The sequence below is a fragment of the Variovorax sp. Root411 genome, assembly GCF_001425205.1.
Classification (GTDB): domain Bacteria; phylum Pseudomonadota; class Gammaproteobacteria; order Burkholderiales; family Burkholderiaceae_C; genus Variovorax.
On the sequence record NZ_LMDW01000012.1, the window covers coordinates 21126 to 34413 of the forward strand.

Annotated in this window: 11 protein-coding genes; all 11 read right to left on the reverse strand. The window is 66.9% G+C overall.

Going from position 1 to position 13288, the window contains the following annotated elements; genetic code table 11:
- Positions 1–3 precede the first annotated feature (3 nt).
- From ASC92_RS11170 to ASC92_RS11220, 11 genes are read right to left on the reverse strand one after another with little or no spacing between them, the layout of a single operon-like run.
- Positions 4–1296: a TIGR02270 family protein gene (locus ASC92_RS11170; RefSeq protein WP_056514779.1), complete on the reverse strand. Its 1293-nt coding sequence runs from the start codon at positions 1294–1296 to the stop codon at positions 4–6.
- 10 nt (positions 1297–1306) lie between these two features.
- Complete coding sequence (locus tag ASC92_RS11175; protein ID WP_235505786.1) at positions 1307–2200, reverse strand: hypothetical protein; 894 nt, start codon at positions 2198–2200, stop codon at positions 1307–1309.
- Positions 2201–2218: 18 nt separating this feature from the next.
- Positions 2219–3364, reverse strand: a complete 1146-nt coding sequence (locus ASC92_RS11180; protein ID WP_056514788.1) for a PAAR-like domain-containing protein — start codon at positions 3362–3364, stop codon at positions 2219–2221.
- A gap of 10 nt (positions 3365–3374) precedes the next feature.
- Positions 3375–4412 carry a beta-ketoacyl synthase N-terminal-like domain-containing protein gene (locus tag ASC92_RS11185; RefSeq protein ID WP_056514792.1) on the reverse strand — a complete coding sequence of 346 codons (1038 nt, stop codon included), beginning with the start codon at positions 4410–4412 and terminating at the stop codon, positions 3375–3377.
- Positions 4409–5536, reverse strand: a complete 1128-nt coding sequence (locus ASC92_RS11190; protein WP_056516315.1) for a DUF2169 domain-containing protein — start codon at positions 5534–5536, stop codon at positions 4409–4411. The genes ASC92_RS11185 and ASC92_RS11190 overlap by 4 nt, the downstream gene beginning before the upstream one ends.
- Positions 5537–5553: 17 nt before the next feature.
- Positions 5554–6048 carry a DUF6484 domain-containing protein gene (locus tag ASC92_RS11195; RefSeq protein ID WP_056514795.1) on the reverse strand — a complete coding sequence of 165 codons (495 nt, stop codon included), beginning with the start codon at positions 6046–6048 and terminating at the stop codon, positions 5554–5556.
- Positions 6049–6079: 31 nt separating this feature from the next.
- Positions 6080–8461, reverse strand: coding sequence for a type VI secretion system Vgr family protein (locus ASC92_RS11200; protein WP_056514797.1), 2382 nt, complete (start codon positions 8459–8461; stop codon positions 6080–6082).
- A gap of 59 nt (positions 8462–8520) precedes the next feature.
- Complete coding sequence (locus tag ASC92_RS11205; protein WP_056514800.1) at positions 8521–8916, reverse strand: DUF4150 domain-containing protein; 396 nt, start codon at positions 8914–8916, stop codon at positions 8521–8523.
- A gap of 9 nt (positions 8917–8925) precedes the next feature.
- Positions 8926–9552 carry a DUF3540 domain-containing protein gene (locus ASC92_RS11210; RefSeq protein ID WP_056514803.1) on the reverse strand — a complete coding sequence of 209 codons (627 nt, stop codon included), beginning with the start codon at positions 9550–9552 and terminating at the stop codon, positions 8926–8928.
- 40 nt (positions 9553–9592) lie between these two features.
- A complete protein-coding gene (locus tag ASC92_RS11215) occupies positions 9593–10645 on the reverse strand; it encodes a pentapeptide repeat-containing protein (RefSeq protein WP_235505789.1) in 1053 nt (350 codons plus the stop codon).
- The gene (locus ASC92_RS11220; protein ID WP_056514808.1) at positions 10642–13278 is read right to left on the reverse strand and encodes a DUF2169 domain-containing protein; all 2637 of its coding nucleotides are present in this window, start codon (positions 13276–13278) and stop codon (positions 10642–10644) included. Before ASC92_RS11220 ends, ASC92_RS11215 begins: the two co-directional genes overlap by 4 nt.
- Positions 13279–13288: the final 10 nt, after the last annotated feature.

The following is a 13288-nucleotide window of genomic DNA, read 5'->3' on the forward strand; positions in this document are numbered from 1 at the left end:
TACTCAGGCCCCCGGCTCGCCGAGCCAGCGCTGCTGGCGCCACGCCGGCGCGCTGGTCGGAAAAAGCATCGTGCCAGGCCGCAGCAGGCACAGGTATTCCGACGCCGCACGACGTTGACGCTGGCAGCCTTCCCCGCGCACCCGCATGGCGTGGTCCCATGACAGTGGCGCCCCCATGAAATGGCGAACGCCCGCCGGGAAGCTCTGCGCGCGGATGGCCCATGTCTCGGCGACCTTTCCTGCATCGGGCCAGGGCAGGCCGTCGTCGTCATCCAGGGCGACATCACCATCCGCGGGGTCGTCCACCGGACCTGTCTCGATGCCCTCGGCCGGTCTGCGCTCCAGGTCGTGGACCGCGAGATCAAGGCCGCTGATCAGAGTGAAGGACTCGCCGGCCAGGCGCGACAGCGCCGGATCTTCCATCCGGTCGATCAGCCACGGCACCCACTGCGGATCACCGCTCACGCCAAGGCTGCGGATCAGCGCACGGACATCCTCATCCGTCTCGAGCAGCGACTTCAGGATCGGCACCGCCTGCTCCGGCGAAGTGAGCCTAAGCAGCAGCCCGATAGCGTGCACTCGATGCGAGCGGCCGGCCTGCGCTTCCTGGTGCAGCACACGGATCGCCGCATGCCGGTCTCCGAGCAGGACCGCCGCGCGCGCAGCCTGGAAGCGGCAACCGGTGTCCTCGTCGGCCAGGGCATGCACGCAGGCGTTCCGCAGTTCCAGCCTGCCGCACTCGCCGGCGGTGCGCAGGGCCTGCGTCCGCAACAATGGATCGGGGTCACCCAGCGCCACCGCCAGCGCCGCGCCCGGATCGACGCGGTGCGCGCCGCACGCCAGGATGCCGACCATGCGCCGGAACGCCACCGATGAGGCCAGCAACTCGCCCACGATTCCACGCAGCGACGGCGCGGGGACCCAGGCAAAGGCCGCCAGCACGCCGGGCCGGCACTCAGGCAAGGCTTCCGCCAATGCTAGGACCTTGTCGAGGCAGGACTCGTCGTGCGTGCTGAGTGCCAGCGCGGTGGCCGCGAAGAGCTCTCCGGGGCCGGGCGTGGCCAGCGCCTTCGCGCACAGGTGTGCGCCGTACGCGCCCGCCACGGCCAACCCGTCGAGGTGCGCGGCCATCCGGTCGTCGAGGCGACGCAGGTGGTGCAGCCTGACATGCGGTGCATCGACCACCCGCGTCCGCACATGGAAGAGCACGGCGCTCTCTTCCACATGCTGCGCGACGACAGCCTGCACGGGCCTGTTCAAGGCCACGTCGACGGTGTTCGCCACGACGGCGTTCATGGCCTTGTGCTCATTCCCAGCGGCGCCACGCGGCGCCGTCGAAGGAACAGATGTTCTGCTGCCCGACCGACCACAGCACGCCCTCCGCATCGGTGAGCCTGTAGCAGCTGTCGGGAGCGTCGCGGCCGAAATCGACCGGCACCAGCACATCGCCCCGCAACTCGTACAACGCACTCATGCTCGCCACGTACAGGCGGCCCATGAACCAGCGCAGATCCCAGAAGTCATCGATCAGCCCCTCGGTCTCGAGCACTTCCCAGTCCTGCTCCCGGCCGCGCAACAGCGTGCCCGACTGGCCACAGGCGTAGACCTTCCCATCGCCCGCACAGCACACGCCGCTGAGCACCACATTGACCGGGCTCGGCCCCTGCATCCAGGCACTGCCCAGCCAGTGCCACACCTCGCCTTCCCAGCCCACGGCATAGATGTCGCCAGCGCCGAAGCCGTCGATGGCTTCGAAGCCGGCGACCTCGTCGTCGCCTTCAGCAGGCGGTGCATGCATGGCTGTCCATTTCCCTTCGCCCCCGCGCCTGAACACCTCGCGGTTCATGCCGCAGGCGTAGGCGTATCCGTCGATGGCCGCGCAGGCGCGCAGGTCGAAGGCATCGCGGATTTTTTCGCTGCCATCCTGTCCACCCACGTAGGTGAAGACCTGGCCGTCGCCTGAGACGACAACGAGCCTTTCGCTCGGTTTCCTCACGAAGCACATGCCCGCGGCACGCCACTGCACATCACCGGCACCGCCGACTGCCCCCTTGTAGATGCCGCCAATGCGGGTGTGCGGCACCTCTTTCTTTCGCAGCTTCTTGTCCTGCATCGCCACGTAGACAAGTTCCGCCGTGCGTGCCGCCGCGCGGCTGAACAGATTGTCCTTGGCCATCTGCAACGTCTGTGGTTTCGCCATCGTTCGATCTCCGTTGAATCAGGGAAGCGGCGGACCCAGCGCTTTGAGCGGATTCAGCTTCGCTTCGCTTGCGACGTCCGACCCCGAGGGCGAATGCTTCACCTCGGCGTCCTTCAGATCCTTCGAGCACATGTCCTTGTGCCCTTCGTTCAACTGCGCCTTCAGGCACTTGTTGCTGCAGTTGGACGACTTGAACACCTTCTGCGCGCTCTTCACGCACAGGTTGAGTTCCTTGGCGAAGGACTGCGTCGTGCCGGCCCCCACCTTCTTGCCCATGAACTTATGGGCGGCATGGCGCAGGCCGTGGCTGCCTTCGGTGTTGCTCGGCCCCTCGGCGCACATGCAGGGTGCGGCGCTCATCTTGTACTTCTTCCAGCCCGGCAGCTTCTTTCCCTTGGAAACCGAGCCCGTGTAGAAGGAACTCTTCGGAATCACGTGGTCTGGCGTCTGGCTCGGGCAGCAGCCCTGCACGCCGTCCTTCTGCGCGTTGTAGGGCGCGAGCCGGCACTTGCGCGCGCGCAGGCACTTGTCGGCCGCCTCCTTGCCCTTGATGGCATCGAGCGACATCTTGTTCCAGTCGGCACCGCGCCCGCGCTGCTTCTTGATGCCGATGTTCATGCCGGCGGAAGCGCACACGTTCTTCGTGCCCTGCTTCTTGAAATCCTTGCAGGCAGCCTTCTCGCGCTTGACTTCCTTGTCGCACGCCGCCTTGGCCGCGCCGGGTGCCATCGATTCCAGGTGCGGCCAGGGAATCGACTCGTTGCCCGGATACGAGCTGTGGTTGTGCGTGGTGATGTCGAGGTGGCGCACCACGTTCTCGCCTTCCACCAGCACGTCCATCGACCAGCGCGAGAAATAGATCTTTCCCATGTTGGTGCTTGTGACCAGACCCTTCTTGGGCGCGCAGCCAGCTTCGTCGCCGCTGCTTCTCTTGAAGTAGCTCTTGTTCTTGAGCATCACCTGCTGGCCCGAGATCTCGACGCTGGTCGATCCGTCGGTCGTGTCCGACGAGAAGCCGGTGTTCGGATACGGAAGCGGCACCCCCGGCGGCGTAGCGGGCGTCTGCGGCGGAGTGAAACAGACGTCGGGAAAGGCACACATCGTCTTTCCGCTCGCAGCCTTGCACGAGATCTCCATGGCGTTGGCAAAGACCTTGTTGCTCATCGCCCGTTCCTCATGCCACGGCCTCTTCGAACCGCATCACGGCGCAAGCCCGCTGCCCCGCGTCGTTCGCCATGTGCACCAGCACCGACGGCCCGGGCGCATACCCGCGACGGCACGCGGCATCCGCCACCGCGAGCACGGCGACTCCAGCCAGCGCCCCTGCTTCGCCAATGCATTCCGCTGGGTGCCAGATGTCGAAGCTCTCCTTGCGCTGGCGCAACGTGCGCGCAAGCGCGAGCGTCGCCTCCTTGAAGTAGTACTGCTCGCCCGAAAGATCTGTAATGCGGTAATCGACGTCGTGCATGGCGCAACCGGCCTGAGCCAATCCTGCCTCGATGGCCGCGCTCAGGCCATCGCCGCGCAGCGGTTCCTCGGTGTCGATGTGCGCTTTCTCGACGCCGAAGCCGACGCCGGCGCACAGCAGACCGCCCTCGCCGCCAGGAGTCTCGAGCAGCAGCGCGCCCGCGCCTTCGCCGGGAATGAAGCCATTCGAGTTCTCGGCCGTCAGCAGGCGATTGCCGCGCTCGTAGACCCCGAGCGTCGGCCACTCGAGCAAGCTGTCGACGGCGACCACGAGCACCAATGGCACGCCCTCGCCGCCGATCAGCCGCTGCGCCTGAGCCAGCGCCACCAGCGCGCTCACGCGGCCGTGCGCGACCACGAGCGAATCGCCCGAAAAACGGGCTCCCAACAGATCCTGCAGTTCGTCGAAGAGGAGATCGTCCAGTCCTTGCAGGCGCCCCGGCCTCTCATGCTCGGCCACGCACAGCAGCAAGGGAATCTCGCCCCATCGCTCGCGCGCCACTCCAGCCAGGCATTCCTGCGCCGCCAGCGCGGCCATGCGGACGAGCTTGGCTCGCCCGCGCCATGGCTTTTCCAGCTGCACGGCGTGAGCCATGATCCGCTCCCCCTCCGAATCGATGAAGCGCGTCTCGCTCGGGTTGGTGACCTTGGCGCGAATCGCCGCACAAGATGCAGCCGCGTTCAGTCCCACGCTGGTGACAAGGCCCGTGCACCGGATGGCGACGGCTGATGGCGAAATGCTCATGCGACCTCGTCCATCTCTTCGTCATGCGGCTCCATCGGCACCATGATGACGGGAATGGGGAACGGCGCGGCATCGCGCTGCTGCCACCATTCGCGCCCCTTCTTGCCGACCATGACCTGCGCGATCTCGAAAATGTCCTTCTTCAGCGGCCGCGTCATGCGCCAGGTCAAACTGAAGCGCCCCTCGTCGGGCTCGACGACCACCGTGTCCAACGTGGCCGTATGGTCCTCGCGTTCGCCGTCGCGGGTGAACACATGCACCGGAGCCACCAGATGAGGAATGGTGAAGCGCGTCAGCCCCTCGGGTGTCAGGTTGGCCAGGAGCACCTCGACAGGACCATTGCGGAAGTGATCGAGCGGCACCTGCTGGTCGAGCGCCGCCGCCTGGAAATACTGCTCGTCGAAATCGGGCGGCAGGAAGGGAAAGTGCTTCTCCCGCCATGCGTCGTCGTAGGTGCCTGCGAAACGATGGCGCGGATCCCATCCGCGCCCGACGGGCCCGAGGGCCATGGGTCGGTAATTGCCATCGGGCGCGCGCACGGCCTGATCGATCTCCTCCGTGGCCGGCAGCGGCCGCCCCTCGATCCACTCCACCCGCATGTGTCTGTGGAAGCCGCGGCCGACCGGATTGGCCATGAAGGCGGCGTGCTGGGCCGGGTCCTCATGCAGCAGGTCGGAGCCACCGAAGGCCACGTCATACGAAATCGGCTGCTGCACGAACACACCCGGCGGCGTGGCCCCCACGCCGGCCAGCCCGCACTCCCACTGCCTCGGCCCCATCACCGCGAAAGTCTTGCTCCAGTTGCCGACCCGCAAGCCCACCTCGACGCGCGTCGCGGGCCGGCCGTGCGGCGCGTACGCGCTGCCCAGCAGCAGGATGTCGCAGCGCGGCTTGCGCGGCGCGAAGTCCACTTCGTAGACCGGTGCCGACAGCCCCGGGGCGCCGGTGAAAGTGTCGGCCATCACCAGCGGCAACTGCGTTTCGTGCAGCGCGATGCTGTCCGGTGCATCGGGCGGCGGGATGCGGAAAGTGCCCTTGGCGACCACGACGAGCAGTTCGCGCCCGCTCGGCTCGACGCCCAGGTTGAAGCCCGCGACCATGCGGGTGGCATTGAGGAGTTCCACGTACCCGACCTCCACGCTCAGTTCAACTGCACGGAACCGCCCTTGACCCGGTTCACCCCCGTCGAGCGACTCGACACATAGCTGCCCTGAATCAGTACCTTGCCAGCCCGTGTGAGCGTGATGCTGGCCTTGCCGCAGCGCAGGACCAGTTCGTCCTTCGCACTCACCAGCATGCGCTCGCCATCGGCATCGACCTCCACCTGCGCCGGCGCATCCGGCAACGGCCAACCTTGCGCGCCGCGCAGCACCCCCATCACGATTGGACGCGCTGGATCGGCGTCTTCGAACATCAGCACCACCTGCCGGCCGATGTGCGCACCATGCAGATCCACCACACTGCGCGCGCGCACCGCGGCCGTGCCGGGCTGCCCTCCGAACACGACGAGCGGTGTCTGCCCCTCGTCCGCGATGGCGATCAGCTCTCCGGTTGCCACCGGCCTCCAGAGCGCGATGGACGCAGGCTCGCTCGTTCCAACCCCCAGCTCTTCCTCGATCAGGTCCCTGCCGCTCATGGGTTCTCTCCTTGAATGTCTTCGGCCACGCTCAGTTCTGAAGGATCTTCGAACCCTTCATGAGGATGTTCCCGCCCGCCTTCTGGTTGATCTTTCCGGAGGCGTCGATCGTGATGTCTTTGCCCTTGATCACGATGGTTCCATCCTTCTTCATCGTGATGCTGGCGCTGCCGGTGGTGATGGAGACGGAGTCGCCCGCACTGATGACGAGGTTCTTGCCCACGGACAGCGAATCGTCCTTGGCCACGCTGGCGGTCCGCCCCGCGCCCACGGTGCGCGACTCGTCCGCGCCCACGTTGGTCGACAGGTTGGCCCCCACATCCACCGACCGGTTCGCTCCGATCGTGCTCGACTGGTTCGCGCCGACCGTGACGGTCTGGCTCGCCCCCACGGTGATGGCCTGCATCGCCCCCACCGTGATCTCCTGCGCCGCCCCGACGGTGATCGTCTCGTTGATCCCCACCGTGTGCGTGCGCTGCAGCGCCACCGTGGCCGTCTCGCTCGCGCCGACCGTGATCGCGCGGTTCTGGCCGATGGAAATCGTCTCGTTCAGATCCACCGTCTCCGTGCGGTTCTGGTGGATCGTGATGGTCTCGTTCTTGTCCACCGTTTCCGTGCGCTGCCCGTGCACCGTGATCGTTTCGTTGTTGTCGACCGTCTCGGTGCGGTCGTGCTTCACGTGCGTGGTCTCGTCGTGGTCGATGGTCTTGACGCGGTCGTGGCCGACCCAGTGCGACTCATCGTTCTCGACCTCGATGTCCTGGTTCTTCTCGGCATGCAGGTACACCTGCTCCGCGCCCTTCTTGTCCTCGAAGCGGAACTCGTTGCAGTTGGCTGCGCTGCCCTTGGGCGTGGAGCGCGTGCGAAAACCGCTTTGGGTGTGCGAACCGAAAGGAATCGGCTGATCGTCGTTGTAGACGCGGCCCACGATCAGGGGGCGGTCGGGGTCGCCGTTCAAAAAATCGACGATCACCTCCTGGCCGATGCGCGGGCAGAAGTACCCGCCCCAGCCCTTGCCGGCCCACGGTTGCGACACGCGCACCCAGCAGGTCGACTTCTCGTTGCTCTTGTCGTAACGGTCCCAGTGGAAGTGCACCTTCACGCGGCCGAAGTCGTCGGCGTGGATCTCCTCGCCCGACGGGCCCACGACGATGGCCGATTGCGGCCCAGGCATCACCACGCGCGGCGTGAGCCGTGGCGGGCGGAACGGCATGTCGACCGGAAACACGGTCAGCAGGAAGGCGCAGGCACCCGGCTGGCTCGCATTCATCAGCGCCGGCATGCGCGAGACCACGGCATCGAAAGCGCCCAGCGTGTCGGCCAGCACGGCATCGTCGGCCAGCGCTTCGTGCAGCAGCCCGGTCACGGTGCTGCGCGGCGCTTCGATGTCGGCGCCTTCGTAGCCCGGGTGGCTCGCGACGAAGGTGCAGGCAGCGATCACGTAGTCGCTGTCGCGCGTGCCGTCGGGGTCGTTCTCGAACTTGAAGCTGCGGCCCGCGGCCACGTCGGGCCAGGGCGTGAGCGCCCAGTGGCGCTGGCGGCGCGCGCCTATCTCCTCGCCACGCAGCTTGCCCTTGTCGTCGGCATCGCCGCCGGTGAAGTAGCCGCCCGCGAACTCGAAGGCCTCGAACTCGGCCAGTTCGTGCTTGTCGGGCGTGCCGCCGTCCGCTTCGAGCTTCTTCTTGATGGCCTTGAAATCGCTGTCGGCGGAGGCGTACTTGCCGGTGTCGAATTGCCGCTCGCTGACCCAGCGCGAGACTTCGTTGAAGCGCGCCTCGGCCGCGTCGCTCGAAACGTAGCGCAGGGTGCCGGCTGCGGGCAGCTTGTCGTGCGCCATGTCGCTGGCGTCCGACATGTGCATGGTGCCGGGCGCGTCATGCGCGTCGAACCAGTAGTAGATGCCCTCATCTTCCAAGAGCCGCGACAGGAACTGGTAGTCGCTCTCCTGGTGCTGCACGCAGTAGCGGCGCGGCTTGTGGGTACCCACCACGTTGTCGGTGCGGGTCTTCTTGAAGCGCTTGATCGGACTGTCCTCGAACACCGCGTCGAGCACGTCGAGCACGGGCTTTTCCTGCAGGATGCGCGAGTTGCTGCGCTTGGTGAGCAGCCAGAACCACGAGCGCAGCGTGAAGCGGTATTCGTGGTACCGGCCTGCATGGCCCGCGCGCACGAAGCGCACCGCGTGGCCCTGGCAGTGCCGCTCATGCCTGGCGCCGTCGAAATCCTCGAAGCCGATGACGATGTCGAAGGCGCGCCCGAGGATGTCCTTGGCGTCGATGGCCTTGTTCTCCGAAAGCACGGTGAGTTCATACGTCGACGGGCGTGCCAGTGCCTCGTGACCCACGATGCGCCAGAACATCAGCTCGTCCTTCACGGGCGAGTCGCTCTCGATGCGGAACTCATGATCAGCCATTGGTGGCCTTTCTCCCCTTGCGCCGGTACGGTGGCGCGGTTTCGCTCTTTCCGTTTCCTCTAGGGCGCCAGCAGCAGCACCAGCGTCTGGCTGGGCACCACGCGCACGCCCGGGCAGTTGGTGCTGTTCTGCAGCGATACGCTGGTCAGGCGCGTGGCGGGCATGCCGTTGAGCAGCACCGTGAACGCACCGGTCAGATGGCGCGAAGGCCCCATGACCGAGCCCGAAGCCACGCCCATGTTCACGCCCGCGTTGTCGCCATTGGTCATCGGGATGGTGGTGCCCATGTTGTGCGCCGGCGTGCACATGAAAAGAATGGTGGGGCAGTTTGGAATGGCCATCGGCCCCATCGCGATGTTGGGGTACGGAATGGGCACCGGGCCCGCCGGCGTGGGGGTGAGGCACACGTCGGGAAAGCCCATGTCGGTGCCCATCATCTGGGTGTTGGCGAACATGGGGTGCTCCTAGCCCAGGTGGATCTGCGCGCCGCGCGCCTTGACCAGCTTCTCGCCGTCGATCAGGGCATGTTCGCTGTGGATCTGCAGCAGTTGCCTGGCCTGCAGCTCCATGTGCCCGGCCTGTGTGCGGTCCAGCCCTTCGGTGCTGCGCATGTGCTGCTGGCTGTGGTGCTGCACGCGATCGAACAGCGTGGAGAGCGTGGCGCCGATGGCCTTGACCGCGCTGCCCACGAGGTTGAGGCGCTCACCCATCGCATCGGCCTGCTCGCAACTCAGGCGCACCTGTGGCGCGGCCAGCGACAGGGTGTCCCGTGCGTTGACGCCGACCCGTTCAGCATTCAATTCGAGCGAGCCCTGGCTTTGCAACTGCATGTCCTGCGCACCGCTGCGTTCCAGCACGGCCATCACCCACCATTGCTGCTGGTCGTCAACCAGGGCAGCGACGCCATCGCCCGTTTGCAGTGCGACCAGGCAGCTGAAGGCCTGGCGTGCCTGGACCACCCGGTCGCCGACGCGCAGCGAAACGGCTTGAGCGGAAACCTCGTGCACCGAGGCCCGGTGCCAACCGGCTTGCGTGGAGGGCGGCTTGTGCGGCGCGGAGGCCGCACGGCGGGTGGAAAAGGTGGTGCTCATGATGGCCTCGGTGTGAATGGCATTCGATCGATGCGATCGGTCAGGCAGGCGCCCACTGCTCGGCGCGCGCCAGATCGGCGTCGGTGCCCAGCGCCTGGGTGCGGTCCGTGATCTGCGCGTCTTGCAGCAGCGCACCATGGAAGGCGGTGCGAAACAGCTTCGCGTCGCGCAGGTCTGCGCCTTGCAGGTCGGCGTGCTTGAAGTCGACATAGGTGCAATCGGCCTGCACGAACAACGCGCGCGGCAGCCTGGCCTGCGCGAAATGGCATTGGTGCAAATGGGCTGCGGCGAAGTTGGCGCCCGGCAGCGCGGCCTGCGTGAACAGCGCCTGATGCAGCCGGGCTTTCCCGAACCGCACCGATTCGCCCGCGACCTCGCAGAAAACGGCATGCGGCGCATCCACTTCGCTGAAGTCGCAGCCGTCCAGGGTGCTGCCCTGGAAGTTGCACTGCGCGAGATGGGCACCGGCAAAACTGCTGCCGCTCAGGTCGGCGCGCGAGAACTGGCAGGACGCGTAGTTACCGCCTCCGAAGTGCTTGTTGCGCAGGCTCACATTGGAGAAGACAACCCGGGTCATCGGCGCGCCCATCCAGGTCATCTGATCGAGGTCGCATTCGCTCACCACCGTGTGCGTCCAGCGCGACTGGTCGGCGTTGACATCGATCAGCCGGCATTTCGACAGCAGGGTGGCATCGAACTGCACGCGCTGCATGCCGGCATGGTCGAGCACGCAGGCATGCAGCTTGGCCATGCCCATCCATGCATCGCCGAACTGCGCGTGGGTCAGGTCGCACTCGTTGAAGGTGGTGGCATGCAGATTGGCGCCACGAAAGTCCGCATGGTCCAGCTTGCAGCGATTGAACACCGCATGACGCAGGTTGACGCCGGCAAAGAGGGCGCCGCCCAGGTCGCACTGGTCGAACACGGCTTCTCGCGCATCGGCTTCGCGCAGGTCGGCACCGCCCCAGTTGCAGCGCGTGAAGATGCCACCGCCCAGGAAAGCCTTGGCATAGTGGCCGCCGCTGAAGTCCTGCGCCTCGAAGGTTTCGCCCAAGCCTGCGCCCAGCGAGAGGAGTTCGGCGCTCACCCTCATGGCGCACCGCCTCGGGCAGCGCTGCGGGCCGCGGCGAGCGCCTGTTGCTCGGGCGTCAGGCGCGGCCAGGTGCGCGAGCGCGTGAGCAGCGCGCCGTCGAACTGCGTGTCGCCGCTCAGGGCCGCGCGGGTGAGATCGGCGGCGAACAGATTGGCTTTGCGAAAGTCCGCGCCGATCAGGTCGGCATGCGAAAAGATCGCGTCTTGGCAATCGGTGCCCGCCATGCGTGCCTGGGCGCACCGCGCCTTGCGAAAGAGCGTGCCCTTGGCGGAAGCCAGGCGCAGGTCGGCGCCTTGCAGGTCGGCCATGCCCAGGTTCGCGGCATCGAGCTTGCCCCGGGGTGCGCGCAGTCCGACTGCGCTGCACTCTCCCAGATTGGCGCCGGTCAAGTCCGCGCCGCTGGCGTCCAGCCCGTCAAGGACAGTGCCTTTCGCGAACACCGCGCCCTTGGCCTGCGCGCCGACCATGCGCGCGCCTTGCAGCCGGCAGGTGACGAAGGAGGCGGACTGCAGCGTGGCACCCGAAAAATCCACCCCGCGCGCATCGCACTCGATGAAGCTGGCGCCGCTCAGGTCTGCTTCGCGCAGGTCGAGACCTTGCAGGTCCAGCTTGTAGAAAATGCCGCCGGCCAGTTGCGCGCAGCCCCAATCGGCGGGGCCCCAGGTGGTTTCGAGCAGGTTCGCACCGGCCAGGCTGGCGTGGCGCATTTGTGTCTGCGCCAGCGCGGTGTGCATCAGCATCGCGCCGCCCAGGTTGGACCGGTCGAACACCGCGCCGGCCAGCCTGGCGCGGCCCAGGTTCGCGCCGGTGAAATCCGATGCCACGGCAACGCAGCCCTGCATGTCGGCATGGGCCAGCACGGCACCCGTGAAATTGCAGCCCGAGATGTTGGCGCCGCGCAGGTCGGTGCTTTCCAGCCACGCGCCGGAAAAATCAAAACCACTGAGGTCCAGCCCGGAGAGGTCGACGCCCGTGAGGTCCATGCACGGCAACGTGCGGTGCCCGTGCTCCGCCAGCCATTGCGCCTCCTGCCTGCGCCCCGCCCCTTCCTTGCCTTGCAACGGATGCGCCGGCGGCTGCATGTGGGCCGACTGCAGATAGCCCAGGCGCTCGGTGCCTTCCTTCTGCCGCAGCTTCGCCAGCAGTTGTGCTTCGGGCATCGGCAGCCTGCCTCCCGACGCCTTGAGTTCGGCGAGATGCCTGTCAGCGGTGTAGAGCGGCGGCCCGCGATGCACAAGGTCGGCCAGCTTCACCTTGTGCTCGTCCTCGAAGCGCAAGACCTTCTCGAGCTGGGTGACCATGTCGTCCACCGCAGCCCAGTGCTGCTGGTCGGCTTCTTTCTGTTTCGCCTTGATGTACGCAGGCAGTTCACCCATGCCCGGCGGCTTTTCGCGCACCGGCATCTTCAGGCCCATGGCGTCGGGGTCCTTGCCACCGGCAATCAGCTTCTCGCGCGCCAGGGCCACGTCGATCTCGGCGCGCCGGAACTGCGCATCGCCCTGCAGGCCGTCCATCTTGAAGACGGCGCTGGCCTGCTCGAAGTCGGGGTCGGTGGTGTCGATGCCGTCGGGCAGCAGATCGGAATCGCTCAGGCTTTCGATACCGCCATGCACCGGGTCCAGCCGCTTCGCGAGCACGTCGGCGTAGTGAGCGTCGCCGCGCGGCTCGCCCAGGCGCTCGACGGCGCTCATCAGGTGCGCGATGTCGGTGCCGTCGTGCTCGGCCACTTCGGCCAGGCCGTGCCAGACCAGCACCATGCGCTCGGCCGCAGGGAAGAACCACACGGTGGTCAGGCGCATCGGCACTTCCTTGAGCTTGTGCACCTCGGCGCCCGAAGCGACCTGCTCCGACGGCAGCCTGTAGTTGGCGAACACCCGCACCTTCAGGCCCGGCAGGTTGCCCTGCAGCAAAGGCTTGGCGGGGTGCATGTTCTCCAGCGCGAATGCTTCGTCGCCACGCAGGGGCGCGTCGAGCCACTGGTCGCGCGGTGCCATGTTGAAGTGGCGCCAGTCGACATCGGGTGGAAAGCCCGGTGCGTGCGTCTTCAGGTAGCTGTCGTCGTAAGTGCCGCGCAGCGCGGCGCGCTGCGGGTGCATCACATCCAGTGAGCCGAAACCCGCGGGCCGCACCACGTCGCCGGGTGCACCGACGCGCGAGTCCGGCAATTCGAGCAGGGGCAGCGCATGCACGCCGTCTACTGCAGCCGCCCCCATGCCCTGCATGTTGTCGGCAAAGCCGGGCCCGCCATAGGCATGGGCCCAGTCCAGCGCCACCGGCTTGTAGACCTCGGACTGCACGACGCGGTCGTCGTCCCAGTGGCGCGGTGAAAACGCCAGCACCGACTTGACTGCATTGCCAAGCCGCGCGCGCGCCACGGCGCCCCGTGCCTGCGGGTCGGCGGCATGGACGCGGCCGACAACCAGGAACTCGGGCGTCAGCTTCGCGACGCCTTCGTCGAGCAGCGGTACGGCCATGTGCTTCGCCACGCAGTCCCACATCGACTGCTCGCGCAGCAGGCCGCCAGTGGCCGACATCGGAACGAACAGCATCGTGCTCAGGCACAGGCCGGCCTTCGACCGGTACTCGATCGGCCTGAAGCTCAGCGCGGCGGTGTTCGGCTTCTGTATCTGCATCTCGGGACGA